Raw genomic sequence first — 18242 nt, forward strand, 5'->3', positions numbered from 1 at the left:
GTTAATGTTTGAGGGGAGGATGGTAAACAAATGAAAATCATCGTTTTAGGCGGTGCTGCCAATATGGCACAACCAGCAATCAATTATTTAGTACAACAAGAATCAGTTAAAGAAATTGTATTAACAGATATAAATGAGAAACGTCTGCGGCAGATTGTTGAACAACTTGGTTCCAAAGCTTCCGCAAAAAGGTTAGATATTCATAATTATGAAGAGCTTACATCAATCATGACTCATGCTGATTTAGTGATGAACTTTGTCGGACCGTATTATCGATATAAAACAGCGGTATTAGAAGCAGCAATCAATAGTGAAGTAAATTATATAGACTTATGTGATGACTATGATGTCACGATCGAGGCGTTAAAATTGGATAAATTAGCAAAAGAAAAAGGTGTTACAGCGATCACTGGAATGGGTGCTTCTCCTGGGGTAACGAATGTATTAGCTCGTCTAGGTGCAGATGCACTTGATCGAACAGATGAAATCAATACATATTGGGTTGTCGGTGATGCTGAGCCAAGTGGATTTGGAGCCTTGATTCATATGTTTCATATAATGGAAGGGAAAGTACCAACTTTTCTAGAGGGAGAGGAAAGGTGGATACGCGCTTTTCAGCGAGATACGGCAGAGAAAATTGATTTTGGTGAACCAGTCGGTGAGGTAACGCTATATCATGTAGGTCATCCAGAACCAGTTACCCTATCTAAATATATTCCAAATGTTAAAAAGGTGACTAATCTAGGGGCACTATTACCTGAGTTTCAAAATCCAATGTTTAAAACATTAGTTGATTTAGGACTTACAAGTGAAGAACCGATGATGTTTAAAGATGAGCCAGTTGTTCCACTAGAGTTTCTGCTTAGTTTATTTCAGCATAAACAAACAAAAGCGAAACAACGTTCTGGGAAAAAGAAGAGATCAGTCAGTGCAGCAAGGGTTGAAGTAATCGGTGAAAAAGGTGGACAAAAAGCAAGTTATACTTTTACAAAATCAGCATATGATCGAATGGATCAGGGGACGTCAGTTCCAGCAGGAGTTGTCGCAGCACAGTTATTAAATAAAGAGATTAATATACAAGGGGTAGTTGCTCCAGAATGTTTAGCGCCCAAACAAATAATGGCTAGTTTACAAGAAATTGGATATTTTGAAGGAGAAAAAGGTTTTCAGGTAAAACGAACCATCGAGGATAGTACGGTAACAAGTTCCATTATAGACACTGAAACATTTCCGGAACTATGGGAATAGAGACCGATAAAGGTAATTGGAGGTAATGAAAGATGAGTAAGGTAGTCATATTAGGAGGGGCAGGAGGGATGGGATCAATGGCGATAAAAGATCTCGTCTTAAATAAGCGTTTCTCCGAAATAGTGATTGCGGATATAAATATAGAAGCGGCGAATCAAATTGTACAAGAAATAAATAGCGATCTCGTTTCAACTGCATCAATTAATGTAACAGATCGAAAAGAATTAATACAATTATTATCGGATACATCAATCGTTATTAATTTTGTAGGTCCATTTTACCGATTTGCTCCAATGATTATCGAGGCTTGTATGGAGGCAAAAACAAATTATGTCGATATTTGTGACGATTATGATGCAGCAGAAGAGATTTTAAAAATGGACAAGCGTGTAAAAGATGCTGGAATTACCGTATTAACAGGAATGGGGACTTCTCCAGGGATAACGAATATTTTAGTGAAAATGGGTATGGATCAATTGGATGAAACTGAAGAGGTGGAAACGATTTGGGTAATGGGAGAATCAGAGACAGGATCAGCCATTTTGTACCATGTATTTCATGGCGGAACGGGTCTCGTACCAGGCTATTCAGAAGGAAAACAAACGATGATAAAACCTTTTCAAGAAGAAGGTTCATTAGTTGTTGAATTTCCGGAACCACTTGGGAAGGTAAAAGTGTATGATGTTGGTCATCCGGAGCCAATTACCATTCCGCACTTTTACCCTGAAGTAAAAAGAGTAACGAATAAAGGGGCGCTGTTACCAAGTAAGATTGTGGATAATTTCAAAAAACTATTCGATTTAGGCTTTGGTTCAACGACACCTATAAATGTAAATGGGACGGACATCGCACCAAGAGATTTTGCAGTTCGTTTTTTACAAGAAAATCCTGAATTGCTTGCAGTAGGTGAATCTAATGGACTTGGTGGATTAAAAGTAATAGTCAAGGGGAAAAAAGAGGGAAAAGATTTAGGATTTGTTTATACAACTGTTAGCTCTGAACCGACAGCAGCTTCAGTAGCTATTCCAGCAGTAGTAGGGGCAGAATTAATTAAGGATGGGAAGGTAGATTCGATTGGAGTAATTGCCCCGGAAGTATTAAATCCTATGGATGTATTTGATTATTTAGGAAGCCGTAAAAGCGTAAATGAAGCATCTGTAAGCTCTGGTTTAATCATTGATATGATCTTAGATGATGGTTCCATTCAATCCATTAAAAAGGGACGACCTTTAACTTCATTCAGCAGAAGTCTCCCACTTCAGTAAGTGGTGAGATGAATGCCTATTGGTATTCCATTCAGCGGGGGTTCAAACCCCGGCTGAATAAAGTTAAAGCCTCCGGCGGATGCCATAGATTTTCAGAGGAAATTAATCGTGCGGAGCTCGATAAAATCTGGGCGCAAATACATCAAGGGCATTGATCATACTTAACTAAAGTTTGAAGGAAACGGTTGGTTATTTTGAAGGTTAATTAACTGAATATTATAAAATATAGTGTTGAGGGTGAAGGTAATGAAAAAAGATATAGACGAGTTATTGAGAAGAAAAGAGAACGCCAAATTAGGAGGCGGAGAAGAGAAAATAAAACGACTACATGATGTGGGTTTCTATACGGCAAGGGAACGAATTGAGAAACTGGTTGATAAAGCTACATTTCTAGAGTTCGGGATGCTTGCTCATTCCGATCAGGTTGGTAGTGAAGACAAAAGTGCTGGTGATGGTATTATTACCGGTCTTGCTAAAGTAGATGGTCGCCCAGCTGTAGTTCAAGCTATTGATAAAACAGTGTTTGCAGGAACAACTGGTATGGTACATGCTCGAAAAACTAAATCGATTCATGCATATGCACTTAAACGAGGTCTACCGATGTTCAATTTAACCGAAGGCGGAGGTTTACGAATGCCAGATGGTATGGGGTCAGATGGCGTGAGTCAAAGCTTATTTCCTGAAGAATTGTTGTTACATAGGCGGCAAGTACCAATGATGACAGCAGTTTTAGGTGATAGTTTTGGTGATCCAGCATGGGTAGCAGTAACCTCTGATTTTGTTTCTCAACGTAAAGGTACTACGATGGCTGTTGCAGGCCCACGTATTTTAGAGATGGCCACAGGTGAGAAAGTAAGTGATGAGGAGTTAGGTGGCTGGAAACTGCATGCTAATACTACAGGACAAGCTGATCATTTTTCAGAGACCGAGGAGGAGAGCATTGAAGAATTAAAACGATTTTTTTCCTACATGCCCCTCAATGCAGATGAAGAACCGCCGTTTAAACAATCAAATGATGATCCTTACAGAAGACTTGATGAAGTAATCGACCTTGTACCATCCAGAAGAGCACAAGTATACGATATGAAAAAAGTGATTCAATCTATTGTCGATGATGGAGATATATTTGAAATAAAGTCCATATATGGTCCAGCATTGCTAACTGTATTAGCGAGAATTGATGGACGTGTTGTAGGAATTATCGCCAATCAACCATTGAAATATGCAGGATCTGCAGGCCCACATGAAGCTGACAAAGCTACTGAATTTATTTGTCTCTGTGACTCGTATCATATCCCCATGATTTTTTTACATGACACTCCTGGATTCCGCGTATCACGCGATGCGGAGAAATATAAAATGCCTACGAAGATACTACTTTGGAATCAAGCCCTTGCCCAATCATCTGTACCTAAAATTTCGGTCGTCATTAGAAAAAGTATCGGTGCAGCTTTTGCTAATATGTGTGGTCCTACAATGGGCGCTGACTTTGTTGTGGCTTGGCCGGGCGCTGAAATTAATTTTACAGGACCAGAAGTTGGAGTAAATGTAGTATATGGCCGCAAATTGCAACAGTCTGAAGACCCTGAGAAAGAACGATTAGAATTATTAAAAACATGGGAATTCGATAGTTCACCTTATAAAGCTGCTGCGAAGTATTTGCTTGAGGATATTATTGACCCACGAGACACAAGGAAATTTTTGGCTCAAACATTAGAATATGCTTGTGTTAAAAATGGGCCTAAAAGTAAACGGCAGCTAGCTAACTGGCCAACACAGTTTTAACTTCATTCAACGGAAGTCTCCCACTTCTGTAAATGGTGAGATAAATGCTAGTTGGTATTCCATTAAGTAGGGGGGCGAAGCCCGGCTGAATATGGCGGATGCCACAGATTTTTTAGAGGAAGTGTATCGAGGGAGCTCGGTAAAATCTGAGCGCATTTGATCGTTAAAAATTTGTTAAAGGGAGGGAATTACATTGCAAAATTTAAAGAAAAAAAGTTGGCCAAGTTATTTACCAAAACAATTGGACTATAAGCTTGGAGAAAAACCACTACATGAGTATTTAAATTACAATGCAGAAAAATATCCAAGTTGTGTACCTTACAACTATTATGGTAATAAAATAACTTGGGCGATGTTAAATGATTATACGAATCGACTAGCCCAATTTCTGAAAGAAAATCATATTAAAAAAGGTGATCGCGTCGCTTTATATATGCAAAATTGTCCACAATATATCATTGGCTATTTTGGGATTCAAAAAATTGGCGCTATCGTTGTTCCTTTAAACCCAATGTATAAAGAAGCAGAATTAGATTACTTCATTAATGAAGTTGATATAAAAGCAGTTATTTCAACAGTAGACTTATATCCACGTGTATATGCAATTAAGGATAAAACACCAACTGTTGAATTTATCATTACTACAAGGTACCTTGACTTTTTGCCAGAAGAAATTGAATTACCTATTCCAGATGAACTAAAGATAGAAAATCAAAAGATTGATAGTACCTATGATTTTGTAGCAATAATGGAACAAGTTTCTCCTTTAAAAGAAATAGAGGAAATCGATATATGGAACGATGTTTGTCTAATGTCATTTACTTCTGGTACGACAGGAAGACCAAAGGCAGCCATGCTAACATATGGAAATGCATTATTTAAAGCGGCTGCTACTACAAATGCATTCGGATTTACTAAAGATGATAAAACAATCATTATTCCTCCGCTTTGTCATATTGGCGGCAAGATATTGGGAGTTAATATTCCTATTTACAGTTGTTGTGAAAGCATTTTAATGTCGCGGTTCGATCCAGAGGCAACCATTCAGGCAATCGAAAAATATAAAATTAATTTACTTTATACATTACCGCCAATGAATGTAGCGATACTAGATTATCCAAATATAGAAGAAAGAGATTTATCCTCTCTTAAGATTAACTTCGCTACAAGTTTTGGCATTCCAGTCAGCAAAGAGCTTGCCCAAAAATGGAGGACTTTAACAAATGGATGTTTATTATATGAAGCTACATATGGATTGAGTGAGACACACGATGCTGATACGTTTATGCCTAGAGATAATATTAAATTTGGTAGTGTTGGCATTCCAACTTTCGAAACGGAAATGCGAATTATCGACCTGGATACTGGAGAAGAGTTACCAACTGGAAAACAAGGGGAAATTGTAATAAAAAGTCCTGGAGTTTTTAAGGGGTATTACAAGCGCCCAGAAGATACTTATGAAGTGTTAAAGAATGGTAGGTTACATACTGGAGATATAGGTTCATTTGATGAAGACGGTTATTTATTTTTACATGGACGTGTAAAAGAAATGATAAAAAGTTCTGGTTATAGTGTTTTTCCTGAAGATGTAGAAGCTTTGCTTGATCGACATGAGGCAATTTTACAAGTAGCTGTTGTGGGTGTTCCAGATGAAAAAAGAGGGCAAAGTGTAAAAGCGTTTGTTGTATTAAGACAAGAATATAAAGGAAAAATTATGGAAGAGGATATCATTCATTGGGCTAAAAACAATATGTCAGCTTATAAATACCCGCGTTATGTAGAATTTAGAGACCATTTACCTGAAGCGATTTCTGGAAAAGTACTGCGAAAATATTTGCAAGAGGGAGAAGAAAAAGAACGTTTATAGAAAATATTTACATTCTTATAAACTTTTATAAGGGGTGAGTAAGATATGTCTTGGCAGCCAGAAATTGATGAATTACATAAAAGGGAAAAGATAGCTTATCAAATGGGTGGAAAAGAAAACGTGAATAGGCATAAATCTAGGGGAAAGATGACTGTAAGGGAAAGAATTAACAGCCTTCTAGATAAAGACAGTTTTCATGAGACTGGAGCAATTGCTGGAAATGCAGATTTTGATCATGATGGTGAACTAAGAGATTTTCAACCAACAAATGTAATTATTGGACGGGGAAAAATTGATAATAGAAAAGTAGTAATAAGTGCTGATGATTTTACAGTACGAGGTGGTGCAGGTGATTTAGAAAGTATGGAAAAGCAAGTGTATGGTGAACTGATGGCACACGAGCTCAAACTACCTATGGTTCGACTTGTTGATGGAACCGGTGGTGGAGGAAGTGTCACCTCAATAGATGAATTGGGATATGCTTACGTACCTGTTAATCCTGCTTGGGATCATGTTGTAAATAATATGGGGAGAGTGCCTGTTGTTGCAGCTTGTTTAGGATCTGTTGCAGGATTAGGGGCAGCACGTGTAGTAGCCTCACATTTTTCAGTTATGGTGGAAGATATTTCTCAGATGTTTATTGCGGGACCATTAATTGTGAAGCATGGTATGGGACAAGATTTAACAAAAGAAGAGTTAGGTGGTGTTCAAGTACATCGTTCAAGTGGGGCAATTGATAACGTGGTAAAAACGGAAAAAGATGCTTTTGAACATATTAAAAGGTTTCTATCTTTTCTTCCGAGTAATGTGTGGAAGTTACCACCAATAATGGAATCAACAGATTCTCCAGATAGGAAAGAAGGAGAACTGATTTCAATTATCCCAAAGAATCGAAGACAACCTTATAAAATTAGAACAATTTTACAAATGGTATTTGATAAGGAATCCATCTTTGAGATGGGGAGTCATTATGGTGGGGATACAGTTACAGGATTTGCAAGATTAGATGGTCATTCAGTCGGATTCTTAGCAAATGATCCGATAGTTGGAGGAGGCGGTCTATCTGTAAAGGCATGTAATAAAATAGAACGTTTTGTAGATTTGTGTCAAACTTTCCATCTGCCAATCATTAATTTTGTAGATCAACCTGGCTTAACTATCGGACTGGCTGCTGAGAAACAAGGATTAATACGACATGGAGTTCGAGCTATATCAGCTATTTATCAAGCAACAGTTCCAATGATTGAAATCATTCTTAGAAGAGTATATGGAGTCGGAGGAGCAGGAATGATAAATGGTCATGGCCTTCATCTCCGCTATGCTTGGCCTTCTGGGGATTGGGGTTCATTACCGATTGAAGGCGGTTTACAAGTTGCTTATAGGCGTACATTGGAAGAAAGCGATAATCCACAAGAATTACTTGAGAAATTAGCGAGTCAATTCGAAAGTTTTCGATCTCCTCTACGAACTGCTGCTGCATTTGGGATAGAGGAAATTATTGATCCACGAGATACACGGCCGCTTTTGTGTGATTGGATTGTAGATGCATATGAATTGTTACCAGAATTATTAGGTCCTTCACGACATACAATGCGGCCATGAATTAACGTAATATTCAACCTTTTTATGCACTACTCCTCGTTCAGATGAAGATTGTTGAGAAAGTGGTAAAATTTAGATTTAATCTTGCAAGAGAGTTGATATACCTGCAAACAATTAAATTAACATAGGACAATTAGATAGAGGGATGAATCATATGCTAAAAAAATTAGGAATTGAAATAGTAAAACTTGATCTTCCGTTTCGGCTTAATCATGTAAATTGTTTACTTGCAGAAGGAGAAACTGGGTGGGCGATTATTGATACAGGATTACATGATACAAAAACAATAGCTAGATGGGAGGACATTTTACAAGCGAAAAAAGTAAGTGATCTATATATTTCTCACTATCATCCTGATCATTTTGGCTATGCAGGAGGGTTGCAACAAAAGACAGGTGCCAAAGTTTCAATGACACAAGTTGATGAAAAATCTGGTAAAACGGTGTGGGGAGAAGAGTTTATTCAAGAGATTAGGAAAAATTATACTCTATCAGGGGTTCCAGATCATATCACCCAGCTAATGACAGTAAACACAGAAGAATTCAAGGAAGTTATTACACCATATCCTAATGTAGATCACTATTTTCAAGAGGGGGAAAAAATTCTATTTGGTCAACATGAGTATGAAGTTATTTTTACTCCCGGACATGCTGATGGGTTAGTGGTGTTTTATAGTAAAGAAAATAGTGTTCTTTTATCAACTGACCATATTTTACCACGCATTACTCCAAATATCGCTTATTGGTTTCATGGAATAGAGAATCCCTTAAAAGCGTACATGGAATCTTTAGAAAAAATAAAAAGGTTAAATGTAGAATTTGTTATTCCATCACATGGGGAACCGTTTTATTATGCGAATAAACGGATTAACGAAATTTTAAATCACCACGAAGAAAGGTTAGCATTTGTGCTGAAATCGATCGGGAGAGGGATCACTGCCTACTCATTGAGTAAGAAATTGTTTGCCTTTGAGATGGATGCACATGAACAACGGTTTGCATTAGGAGAATCAATAGCACATTTAGAATACTTACGGTATAAGGGCTACATCAACAAAGAGATTCATAATGGTATTTGCTGGTACTATATTCCATAAATTAATTTTTTGTATGGGAAAATGGCCATAAAGTGCGAAGAAGCTGGTTTTATCTTTATTGGGCCTAGTCCAACTATTATGGAACATATGGGAGACAAAATGGCTGCAAGTTAATGGATGAAAAAAGTAGGTGTTCCTGTTATACCAGGAACAGATGAGCCACTTTCCAATTTAGAAGAAGCATTAGAAATAGCCAATACAATTGGTTACCCAATTATGCTGAAGGCAGCAGGTGGTGGAGGTTATTGGCCTTCAAATTGTACATGATGATGTGGAGCTAATGAAGAGTTTTGCAAGTAACTCTAAACGGGCTGAACAATTTTTAGGAAATAGTTCGATGTTTATTGAGAAACTATTAAAAAATGTACTGCATATAGAAATACAAGTACTAGCTGATCATTTTAGCAACATTGTTTAATCCAAAGAAGAAACCAAAAAATAATTGAAGAAGCTCCATCTTCCTTTATTTCAGAGAGCACAAGAAAAAAGATGGGAGAAGTATCTGTTCAAGCTGCAAAAGAAATTGGCTATACAACCGCTGGAACAATTGAATATTTAGTAGATGGTCAGGAGAACTTTTACTTTTTAGAAATGAATATAAGGATACAAGTAGAACACCCCGTAACAAAGGAAATAACAGGATTGGATATCGGCGAAAATCAGATTTTGGTTGCTAATAGAGAAAGACTTCGTTTAGATCAAAATTTATTAAAAATAAATGGGCATGCAATAGAGATAAGAGTATATGCAGAAGATCCGGTCCGCTTCTTTCCGTCACCTGGAAAAATAACGAATTAAACGAGCTCAGCTGATGTTTTTATTCGTATGGAATCATCTGTTACGAATCAAAGTGTAGTATCACCATTTTATGATCCAACGATAAGCAAACTCATCGTTAAAGGTAAGAGGCTATCACTAGACTTAAACGAGCCCTTGTAAAGTATAAAATTGAAGGAATTAAAACAAATCTGCCAATGCTGCAGAAAATTGTGAATCATGAACAATTTTTTTTACAGGGAATACTACGACAAATTTTATTAATAAATATTATATACCGACTAACCAGAAATGATATAAGGAGGAAAAATCATGAGTGAAGTAAAAGCAACGATGCCGGGGAATGTATGGAAAGTAATAGTCGAAGTAGATGATGAAGTTACAGAAGATCAAGATATTGTGATTTTAGAATCAATGAAAATGGAAATCCCAATATCTACTGGAACAGCGGGTTTAATTCAGGAAATAAAAGTATCAGAGGGCGATTTTATAAATGAAGGAGATGTTATTGCAATTATCAAGTGAAAGCCACCGGCGGATGCCACAGATTTTCAGAGGAAATTTATTGAGCGGAGCTCGATAAAATCTGGGCGCAAATACGCCAAGGCGCATTTGATAAAGAGCAATGGATACCTTTAATCCAGGTCTATTCAATTTTCACACTCTGACGATTCTAGAATAAAAAAGCCTGGGGGTAACTGTTTAACAGTCACTCCCGGGCTTTGCCTTCTATGGTATAGCAAAAAGTTAGTTAGCTGTGCTCAAAGTCTTGGATAATCCATAGTTGACAAATAGGAATTATATGTTTTAGTATAAGTATAAGATATTGATCGGATCATCTACATCAATGAAAGGGGAGAAAACGAATGAGCCAAATCACACAGACAGTTGAAAGCAGAAGGAAAGAGTTAATTGACAAGCTTGTGATGATGGGAGTATACAAGCACGGAGACAAACATCTTTTCGAATTATCTTTGAGAGAATTGGAATATAAATATCGCAAAGTCAGGTCAAGCAGCCACCCTCACAGTCAAACGGGTTCCATTCGTTGGGTGAGAAAAAAAGTTAACGTATAGTTTTGGGGAATCAGTTGGCGGAAAGCGGTTTGTTCGTTTTTCACCGACTGATTTTGCATTTGTGAGGTTTCATCCAGAAAGCAGCTAATGGATGCCCGCCACATCGGTGCATTTAAGAGGAATCGGCGGATGACTATATATTCTAGATATGTGAGCCATGGCCCCATTATTTGGGCACCTGACCGAATAACCGACGGTCAAACATACTCGCTACCTTAGAAAACCAAAATACTGTTTGTGTAAGGCAAATCCCGTCTGAAAAAAGTCTTATTTTCCAATTTAGCTGGGATAATGTCAAGAAAAACGAACTACTGTCCGAACACGAGGGAATACGATCCGAAAAAACGGAATACTGACCAGAAAATCGAAATACGATCCACTTTGGTCAAAATACTGTCTAGAAAAGAAAAATACTTTAGGTTGATCTCTATTATTAACCATTAAGCAATAAAGAACGGGCATTAAAGCCCGTCCTAACATCTGCTTTCCTTTCTGGTTACTCCTGTTACTATCAAATTTTATCCAATGAATCTCCACGCATGAAGCGCTCGAATTCTTCCATATCTTTATTCTTATTTTTGGATAGCTGGAAGGGGTTTCGCTCTCTTTTCTCATCATCGACGAATACGCCCAGTTGCGGGCTTTGCGTTGCTGTCGGATCATTGATTACACTCTCATATTTACCGTCGGAGTGAGGGGTAGCATTTGAGTGGACATCTTCAGTTTTTCTTGGCATGATATCATCTCCTTTTCATTATCTTTGGAAAAACAAAGGATTTTATGTGATAAATATTCATTGATCACATTTCATTTGGAAACATTACATATTATAATATTAAGAAAATATTGATTTAATTATTCAATTCTATATAATAAAATGTAAAATTAAGTCAACTATTTTGTAAGCGCTTAAAAACACAAAAGTTTAAACTTCATTAGCAGAAGTCTCCCACTTCAGTAAGTGGTGAGATGAATGCCTATTGGTATTCCATTCAGTGGGGGTTCATCCCCCGGCTGAATAAAGTGAAAGCCTCCGGCGGATGCCACAGATTTTCAGAGGAAACTTATCGAACGAAGCTCGATAAAATCTGGTCGCAAATACGGCAAGGCGCATTTGATAAGGGCTGTTTATTTGTGAAGGGTTAATAAACCCATGTCCCTACTAAAAGCATGAATCTAGGTGTTAAATGCATCATCAGAGACTCCATCGTCAACCGCTTAATAATAAAAAAACAAGGAGGAAAATATGCCTGGTTTAATACACAAAACGATTGGTCAGTTGTTGGATGAGGTTGCCGGAAAATATCCAGAAAACGACGCGGTTGTGTTTCCAAACCGGAAGCTTCGTTATTCCTACGAGGACTTTAATCGACATTGCCAACAGGTGGCAAAAGGTTTTATGAAGCTCGGTTTGGAAAAAGGGGATCATCTCGCCGTTTGGACGTCCAATCAGCCGGAGTGGTTATCTGCCCAGTTTGCTACAGGAAAAATGGGAGCGGTGCTTGTTACGGTAAATACTAATTTTCAAACAGCTGAACTTGAATATCTGCTTTCCCATTCAGATTCGACAACACTGATTTTGATGGAGTCATATAAAGGAACCTCTTATGTAGATATGTTGTACGAGATTGTTCCCGAACTCAAAACTTCCGAACCCGGAAAACTTCAGTCTAAATCACTGCCATTTTTGAAAAATGTTGTTATTTTAGGGGAGAAGCGTTTTCCAGGAATGTTCTTATGGTCGGACATAATGAGGCTTGGACTAGAGATTGATGATCAAACATTTGAAAGAAGACAAGCGGAACTGCAACCAGATGATGTAATCAATATGCAGTATACTTCAGGAACAACAGGTTATCCAAAAGGTGTCATGCTGAGCCATTATAACTTAATTAATAATGCAAATAGTATTGCGACCTGCATGGAATTAACAGAAAAAGACCGATTATGTATTCCGGTACCATTTTTCCATACATTTGGCTGTGTTCTGGGTACGCTGACAAGTGTGACTGCTGGTACGACCATGGTAATTGTAGAAGAATTTCAAGCGGAACAGGTGCTGGAAGCGATTGAAGCGGAAAAATGCACTGCCCTTCATGGTGTCCCAACGATGTTTATCGCGGAATTGAACCACCCGGATTTTGAAAAATATGATTTAACTTCTTTGCGAACTGGTATAATGGCAGGCTCAACCTGTCCGATTGAAGTGATGAAGGCTGTGACAGAAAAAATGGGGGCTAAGGAAATTACAATTGCCTACGGACAAACAGAGTCATCGCCTGTTATCACTCAGACAAGAACAAATGATCCATTAGAAATCCGTGTTGCTACTGTTGGCCGTGCACTGCCAAATGTGGAAGTGAAAATTGTTGAACCGGGAACGAATCGAGAAGTCCCCAGTGATGTAGAAGGGGAATTGTGTACAAGAGGGTACCACGTGATGCGAGGGTATTACAAGAATGAAAAAGGAACAAGAGAAGCCATCGATGATGAAGGCTGGCTTCATACCGGTGATTTGGCCGTACTGGATAAATATGGATACTGCCGGATTGTAGGGCGTCTGAAGGATATGATCATCCGAGGCGGTGAAAACATTTATCCGCGCGAAATAGAGGAGTATTTTTATCAGCATCCGAAAGTGTTGGATGTCCAAGTAGTCGGTGTGCCAGATGAATTTTTCGGTGAAGAGGCTATGGCTTGGGTTATATTAAAGGAAAACGAAACAGCCTCGGAGGTGGAAATAAAGGAGTATTTCAAAAGAAAGATATCCCGTCAAAAAATACCCCGTTACATTCAATTTTGTGAGGGATTCCCGCTTACAGCATCCGGAAAAATACAAAAATTTAAGCTGCGGCAGATGGGGCTTGAATTAATTAATGCCCGTGTTTTGAAAGGCGAATCCTAACTTTCAAAATTCATTATGACAAGAGCCCCTAGAGAATGTATTTTAACTTCATTCAGCAGAAGTCTTCCACTTCAGTAAGTGGTGAGATGAATGCATATTGGTATTCCATTCAGTGTGGGTTCAAACCCCGGCTGAATAAAGTTAAACCACAGATTTTCAGAGGAATTTATCGAGCGGAGCTCGAGAAAATCTGGGCGCAAATACGCCAAAGCGCATTTGATAAGTCCCATGATTCGGACCGCAAGGAGCTTAGCTTCGATTTTCCTGCAAAATAATAATGTGATAATGTGAAAGTTCATCGTACATGAAGAAATAATCCTCATCCTATGATACACTAAAGGGAAAAAGCAGCCAGGAAAAGGAGATACTCATGGTAAAGACGGTATTATTCGATGTAGATGGTGTGTTATTAAGTGAGGAGCGCTATTTTGACATGTCCGCCCTTGCTGTATGGGAAGTTTTGATCAGTCCTAATTATTTGGGAATAGATTCTGAAAAATTTAAAACAAACCTCACAAATGAGGAAATTGAAAATATACGGAAAGAAATCTTTGTAGATGATAGAGTATTGAAATTTTTAAAAGCAGGTGGACTGAACGCCAATTGGGATATGATCTATTTGACAGCCGCTTATCAGCTCCTTCACTTATTGGAGCAAGTAAAGGACGAACTTGAAAACAACATTACAAAATGGCTGACGAACGAGATTGACCGCAAAGTTTTATTGGAAATAGGAGAGGCGTTGGATGGCAGAGATCTGGTATTCGATTTTCAAAAATTCCTTGTTGACTTTCAAGGCGCCAAGCCGACACAGCAGGGGTTGATGGATCATTTGGATTATCTGTCAAAAGAAAAGTTCGGTGTCGAAACAAGAATGTTCGGGAAGATGGATCAGCTTTGGTCAACATGCGAGCTTGTTTCCCAAGAGTGGTATGTTGGAGATGAACACGTGCTTGAATCCACCGGAAGACCATCAGTCCAGACTGGAAAAGCCGGATTCATGTCTGATGAAAAAGTGCTTGCCGATAAAGAAAAGATTGCTGAGCTTTTTGATACACTGACAAACAGCGGTGTAAGGGTCGGAATTGGCACAGGACGTCCAGAGCTCGAAACGATCGAGCCATTTAAAGCGTTGGACTGGATGAAACATTTTGACACAAGTTACATTGTTACAGCAGATGATGTATTAAGAGCTGAGCGGACGCATCCTGAAGGACCTTCCCTTTCAAAACCTCACCCATTTACCTATATAAAGGCTTTATCAGGCAAGACGAAGACAGATGACGAATGTCTTGCAGAGGAATTGCCTGTTGAAAATGGCCATGAGACGCTTATTGTTGGCGATTCTCTTGCAGATCTATTGGCTGCAAGAAAGATGGGGTGCTTGTTCGCAGCAGTCCTTACCGGATTATCTGGTAAGGATGCACGTCCTGAATTTGAGGAATATAATGCGGATTATATTTTAGACGGTGTCCTTGATGTGAAGAACCTCATACTTTCTTTAGTAAAATAACATTAAAAAGAGATCCTGCACTTTGATTGAGAGCAGGATCCCTTTTTGTAACAAATTTTAATCGAATTGCATGTCCAGATTGATCAAAAGTCGATTAACCGTGATAAACTGGTATGTTTTCGTTCGGCAGTTCAAGGAACTGAACAGCTCTCAAGCCGTCCATTTCAACCAAATCTTTGGCAACTTCATCGTCGACTTTTTTATCGAGGGTAAGAACCATAATGGCTTCTCCACCAGCTTCGGCTCTTCCAACCTGCATCGTACCAATGTTGATCTGGTGGCTGCCGAGGATGGATCCGACACGTCCGATCATTCCAGGGACATCGTGGTGTTCGATATATAGCAAGAAGCGCTCTGGACGAACGTCAACGCTGTATTCGTTCATCTTCACGATACGTGCGCCATAACCGTTAAGGATAGTGGCTCCGATGCTGGCGCTGTCGTTACCATTATACAAAGTTAATTCCATATAGCTCGCGAATCCTTTGGAAGTCGGATTGTTGGTAACGTTAAAAGAGACTCCTTGGTCATTCAATAAATGAAGAACGTTAATCATATTAACGGAATCACTTAAATGATGTGATAGGATTCCTTTAATCATCGTTCTTGTTAAGAAGTCGTTATCTTCTTTGGCTAGATTTCCGTAATAATTTATTTCAATTTTTTCTGGAGCTTGTTTCAGCAGTTGGATTGCAAGAATTCCAACTTGTTCTCCAAGATCAATAAATGGTTGAAGCTTTTTCTGAGTTTCGCCAGAAACTTGCGGCATGTTAATCGCATGGCGAATGGAATCTGTTTCGAAAATATCGATGATTTCTGCACTGACTTCCTGCGCTACTTTTTCCTGTGCTTCTACAGTCGAAGCGCCAAGGTGAGGTGTGACAATTGCATTTGGATGGCTGAGTAATTCTTGATTGGAGGCAGGCTCAGTTTCGAAAACATCGATGGCTGCACCTGCCACTTGTCCGGAATTGAGTCCGCGAACAAGGGCGTTTTCATCAATGATGCCGCCACGTGCGCAGTTGATGATTCGTACACCTTTTTTTGTTTTAGCCAAGTAATCGTCATTGATCAGGCCCTTTGTATCCTTCGTAAGCGGTGTATGGACGGTTATGAAGTCTGCAGCTTCGGCAATTTCATCCAAAGTGGCTTTTGTGATGCCCATTTGGTTTGCGCGATCCTCAGTCAAATAAGGATCGTAGCCCAGGATTTTCATGCCGAATTTTTTCGCTCTCTTTGAAACTTCTGCCCCAATTTTACCCATTCCGATAATACCGAGGGTTTTTTCATATAATTCAACGCCTTTGAAAGCATTGCGATCCCAGTTTCCTGCTGAAGTAGACATGTGTGCATGTGGAATTCGGCGGGCCAAAGAAAGCATCATGGCCATTGTATGTTCCGCAGCAGCAATTGTGTTGGCGCCAGGAGCGTTGATTACGAGAATTCCCTTCTTAGTTGCAGCATTTACATCAATATTGTCAACCCCAACACCAGCGCGGGCAACAACGCGAAGTTTTTCAGCTGCGTTAAGGAGATCCTCTGTCACCTGTGTCTGGCTTCGAACAATCAATGCGTCGTAGTCTTTGAAGATTTCTTTTATCTCTTCAGGAGATAATCCTGATTTCTTATCTACGGTAAAATTCGGATGATCATACAGTGCCTTTAATCCCGTATCGCTGATTGAATCTGTTACTAACACTTTATACATGTTCAGCCCAAACCTCCTGTGCTCTTCTAGTGGCGACGCCGAGTGTGTCTTTGCCTTCAATTGCCTTGATGGTCATTTCAAGTGCACCTAATACAGTTAACACGTCAAATGGCGTGCAATATCCCATATGACCAATCCGGAAAATTTCACCGGATAATTTTTGTTGACCGCCAGCAAGTGAAATTCTGTATTGATCAAGCATCATTTTTTTCATTTCATTCGCTTTTCCATTTTCCGGTTTTACAGCTGTGACGGTTGGAGAAGCAACATCATCAGATGTCAAAAGCGGGATGTCCAATGCTTTGACCCCTTCGCGAGTCATTGTTTTTAAGAGCTCATGACGCTTGATGACATTTTCCATTCCTTCTTCTTCGATCATCTGGCAGACTTCTTGGGCCCCGTAAATAAGAGAGACCGCTGGAGTGAACGGAGTGGATCTTTTTTGGTCATAGGAATCGAAATAACGGTTCAAGTCAAAGAAAAAGCGGTTGGATTTATTGTTTTTGATTACATCTTTTGCGTGATCACTAACTGCTACGAAAGCGAGCCCTGGTGGAAGCATTAACGCTTTTTGTGAGCCAGAAACCAAAATATCGATATTCCAGCCTGCCATATCAGCAGGTACGCCACCGATACAGCTGACACCGTCGACGATGAAAAGCGCATCAGATACACGCTTGGTCACCTCGCCGAGTTCTTTGATTGGATGAATTACAGCAGTGGAAGTTTCACAGTAAGTGGCAAAAACTGCCTTGAAACTTGTATTAGCTGTCTTAATAAAATCTTCAAGCTGTTCAGGCTGGCATGCTTTGCCCCATTCCACTTCGAGTCTGTGCACATTGGCTCCATGAGCTTCACATATTTTTGCAAAGCGATCGCCAAAAGCTCCACCAACGATGACGACAACATCGTCGCCTGGTTCAATTGTGTTGACTGCGGCAGTTTCTAAAGCTCCTGTTCCGCTGCCTGAGATGATGCAAACAGGATTGTCCGATCCAAAAACCGGCTGAAGTCTTGTGGACACATCTTCTAGTAATGCAGGGAATGCAGCACTGCGATGGCCGATCATCGGCTTGCTCATCGCAACATTCACTCGATCTGGAATCGGAGTAGGTCCAGGTGTAAACAGATACTCTTTGTCTAAAAACACTGATTGTTCATCCTTTCAAAATGAATTAAATGAAAAACCCCTCATAACAGGCATAGATGCCTTGTTATGAGGGACGTAAATATCCGTGGTGCCACCCTCGTTCACTACTTAGAAAATAACATTTCCTGAAATAGTCTCGAGAAGATAACGGCATATGGCCGGGCGCAGGCGCCAGTTCCGGAGTGCTGGGCTGTTTGAGGTAAAATCATCGGTTTTCACCAACCACCGACTCTCTCAAGATCTTACTTCA

At 39.3% G+C, this 18242-nt stretch carries 18 protein-coding genes and 1 pseudogene; 16 read left to right on the top strand and 3 right to left on the bottom strand.

Annotated elements, in window-relative coordinates; translation table 11 throughout:
- Window positions 1-30: 30 nt before the first annotated feature.
- The 12 genes and pseudogenes from D5F11_RS20365 (at window position 31) to D5F11_RS20405 (ending at window position 10716) form a co-directional block, all read left to right on the top strand.
- The gene (locus D5F11_RS20365; RefSeq protein WP_120117962.1) at window positions 31-1248 is read left to right on the top strand and encodes a saccharopine dehydrogenase family protein; all 1218 of its coding nucleotides are present in this window, start codon (window positions 31-33) and stop codon (window positions 1246-1248) included.
- A 32-nt stretch (window positions 1249-1280) separates the two neighbouring features.
- The gene (locus tag D5F11_RS20370) at window positions 1281-2513 is read left to right on the top strand and encodes a saccharopine dehydrogenase family protein (protein ID WP_120117963.1); all 1233 of its coding nucleotides are present in this window, start codon (window positions 1281-1283) and stop codon (window positions 2511-2513) included.
- An 8-nt stretch (window positions 2514-2521) separates the two neighbouring features.
- Window positions 2522-2668 carry a hypothetical protein gene (locus D5F11_RS26830; RefSeq protein WP_185830820.1) on the top strand — a complete coding sequence of 49 codons (147 nt, stop codon included), beginning with the start codon at window positions 2522-2524 and terminating at the stop codon, window positions 2666-2668.
- A gap of 91 nt (window positions 2669-2759) precedes the next feature.
- Window positions 2760-4298: an acyl-CoA carboxylase subunit beta gene (locus D5F11_RS20375; protein ID WP_425470878.1), complete on the top strand. Its 1539-nt coding sequence runs from the start codon at window positions 2760-2762 to the stop codon at window positions 4296-4298.
- A 193-nt stretch (window positions 4299-4491) separates the two neighbouring features.
- Complete coding sequence (locus D5F11_RS20380) at window positions 4492-6165, top strand: AMP-binding protein (protein ID WP_120117965.1); 1674 nt, start codon at window positions 4492-4494, stop codon at window positions 6163-6165.
- 45 nt (window positions 6166-6210) lie between these two features.
- Window positions 6211-7767, top strand: coding sequence for an acyl-CoA carboxylase subunit beta (locus D5F11_RS20385; RefSeq protein WP_120117966.1), 1557 nt, complete (start codon window positions 6211-6213; stop codon window positions 7765-7767).
- Window positions 7768-7921: 154 nt separating this feature from the next.
- A complete protein-coding gene (locus D5F11_RS20390; RefSeq protein WP_120117967.1) occupies window positions 7922-8863 on the top strand; it encodes an MBL fold metallo-hydrolase in 942 nt (313 codons plus the stop codon).
- Between the two features lie 117 nt (window positions 8864-8980).
- Window positions 8981-9130 (top strand): ATP-binding protein, encoded by a 150-nt coding sequence (locus D5F11_RS27870; protein ID WP_280519802.1) that lies wholly within the window; start codon window positions 8981-8983, stop codon window positions 9128-9130.
- Between the two features lie 13 nt (window positions 9131-9143).
- Window positions 9144-9661: pseudogene (locus tag D5F11_RS27560) on the top strand (ATP-binding protein).
- A 149-nt stretch (window positions 9662-9810) separates the two neighbouring features.
- Window positions 9811-9960: a hypothetical protein gene (locus D5F11_RS27565; RefSeq protein ID WP_342776053.1), complete on the top strand. Its 150-nt coding sequence runs from the start codon at window positions 9811-9813 to the stop codon at window positions 9958-9960.
- Window positions 9953-10165, top strand: a complete 213-nt coding sequence (locus D5F11_RS20400; protein ID WP_120117968.1) for an acetyl-CoA carboxylase biotin carboxyl carrier protein subunit — start codon at window positions 9953-9955, stop codon at window positions 10163-10165. Before D5F11_RS27565 ends, D5F11_RS20400 begins: the two co-directional genes overlap by 8 nt.
- 341 nt (window positions 10166-10506) lie before the next feature.
- Window positions 10507-10716, top strand: a complete 210-nt coding sequence (locus D5F11_RS20405; RefSeq protein WP_120117969.1) for a Fur-regulated basic protein FbpA — start codon at window positions 10507-10509, stop codon at window positions 10714-10716.
- A gap of 511 nt (window positions 10717-11227) precedes the next feature.
- On the opposite strand, the gene D5F11_RS20410 is transcribed toward D5F11_RS20405, so the two are convergent.
- Window positions 11228-11452 (bottom strand): hypothetical protein, encoded by a 225-nt coding sequence (locus tag D5F11_RS20410; protein WP_120117970.1) that lies wholly within the window; start codon window positions 11450-11452, stop codon window positions 11228-11230.
- A gap of 233 nt (window positions 11453-11685) precedes the next feature.
- Between D5F11_RS20410 and D5F11_RS26835 the strand changes: the two genes are divergently transcribed.
- From D5F11_RS26835 to D5F11_RS20425, 4 genes are all read left to right on the top strand, one after another.
- Entirely contained in the window at window positions 11686-11862 is a 177-nt protein-coding gene (locus tag D5F11_RS26835; RefSeq protein WP_185830821.1) for a hypothetical protein, read from the top strand.
- 100 nt (window positions 11863-11962) lie between these two features.
- Entirely contained in the window at window positions 11963-13621 is a 1659-nt protein-coding gene (locus tag D5F11_RS20415; protein WP_120117971.1) for an AMP-binding protein, read from the top strand.
- An 86-nt stretch (window positions 13622-13707) separates the two neighbouring features.
- Window positions 13708-13896, top strand: a complete 189-nt coding sequence (locus tag D5F11_RS20420; RefSeq protein WP_126646642.1) for a hypothetical protein — start codon at window positions 13708-13710, stop codon at window positions 13894-13896.
- Between the two features lie 95 nt (window positions 13897-13991).
- Window positions 13992-15134: an HAD family hydrolase gene (locus tag D5F11_RS20425; protein ID WP_120117973.1), complete on the top strand. Its 1143-nt coding sequence runs from the start codon at window positions 13992-13994 to the stop codon at window positions 15132-15134.
- 94 nt (window positions 15135-15228) lie between these two features.
- Here the strand turns inward: D5F11_RS20425 and serA are convergent, their stop codons facing one another.
- Together serA and D5F11_RS20435 are read right to left on the bottom strand one after the other, a co-directional pair.
- Window positions 15229-16842, bottom strand: a complete 1614-nt coding sequence (gene serA, locus D5F11_RS20430; RefSeq protein WP_120117974.1) for a phosphoglycerate dehydrogenase — start codon at window positions 16840-16842, stop codon at window positions 15229-15231.
- The gene (locus tag D5F11_RS20435; protein WP_120117975.1) at window positions 16835-17992 is read right to left on the bottom strand and encodes a pyridoxal-phosphate-dependent aminotransferase family protein; all 1158 of its coding nucleotides are present in this window, start codon (window positions 17990-17992) and stop codon (window positions 16835-16837) included. Before D5F11_RS20435 ends, serA begins: the two co-directional genes overlap by 8 nt.
- Between the last annotated feature and the right edge of the window lie 250 nt (window positions 17993-18242).

The organism is Siminovitchia terrae (assembly GCF_003605405.2).
GTDB lineage: Bacteria > Bacillota > Bacilli > Bacillales > Bacillaceae_C > Siminovitchia > Siminovitchia terrae.

Bases quoted from the DNA above. Each gene is read 5' to 3' on its own strand.
- D5F11_RS20370 (WP_120117963.1), top strand. From the start codon at position 1,281: ATGAGTAAGGTAGTCATATTAGGAGGGGCAGGAGGGATGGGATCAATG.
- serA (WP_120117974.1), bottom strand. From the start codon at position 16,842: ATGTATAAAGTGTTAGTAACAGATTCAATCAGCGATACGGGATTAAAG.
- D5F11_RS20420 (WP_126646642.1), top strand. From the start codon at position 13,708: ATGAATGCATATTGGTATTCCATTCAGTGTGGGTTCAAACCCCGGCTG.
- D5F11_RS20365 (WP_120117962.1), top strand. From the start codon at position 31: ATGAAAATCATCGTTTTAGGCGGTGCTGCCAATATGGCACAACCAGCA.
- D5F11_RS20415 (WP_120117971.1), top strand. From the start codon at position 11,963: ATGCCTGGTTTAATACACAAAACGATTGGTCAGTTGTTGGATGAGGTT.
- D5F11_RS20425 (WP_120117973.1), top strand. From the start codon at position 13,992: ATGGTAAAGACGGTATTATTCGATGTAGATGGTGTGTTATTAAGTGAG.
- D5F11_RS26830 (WP_185830820.1), top strand. From the start codon at position 2,522: ATGAATGCCTATTGGTATTCCATTCAGCGGGGGTTCAAACCCCGGCTG.
- D5F11_RS20410 (WP_120117970.1), bottom strand. From the start codon at position 11,452: ATGCCAAGAAAAACTGAAGATGTCCACTCAAATGCTACCCCTCACTCC.
- D5F11_RS26835 (WP_185830821.1), top strand. From the start codon at position 11,686: ATGAATGCCTATTGGTATTCCATTCAGTGGGGGTTCATCCCCCGGCTG.
- D5F11_RS20390 (WP_120117967.1), top strand. From the start codon at position 7,922: ATGCTAAAAAAATTAGGAATTGAAATAGTAAAACTTGATCTTCCGTTT.
- D5F11_RS20405 (WP_120117969.1), top strand. From the start codon at position 10,507: ATGAGCCAAATCACACAGACAGTTGAAAGCAGAAGGAAAGAGTTAATT.
- D5F11_RS20375 (WP_425470878.1), top strand. From the start codon at position 2,760: ATGAAAAAAGATATAGACGAGTTATTGAGAAGAAAAGAGAACGCCAAA.
- D5F11_RS27870 (WP_280519802.1), top strand. From the start codon at position 8,981: ATGAAAAAAGTAGGTGTTCCTGTTATACCAGGAACAGATGAGCCACTT.
- D5F11_RS20400 (WP_120117968.1), top strand. From the start codon at position 9,953: ATGAGTGAAGTAAAAGCAACGATGCCGGGGAATGTATGGAAAGTAATA.
- D5F11_RS20385 (WP_120117966.1), top strand. From the start codon at position 6,211: ATGTCTTGGCAGCCAGAAATTGATGAATTACATAAAAGGGAAAAGATA.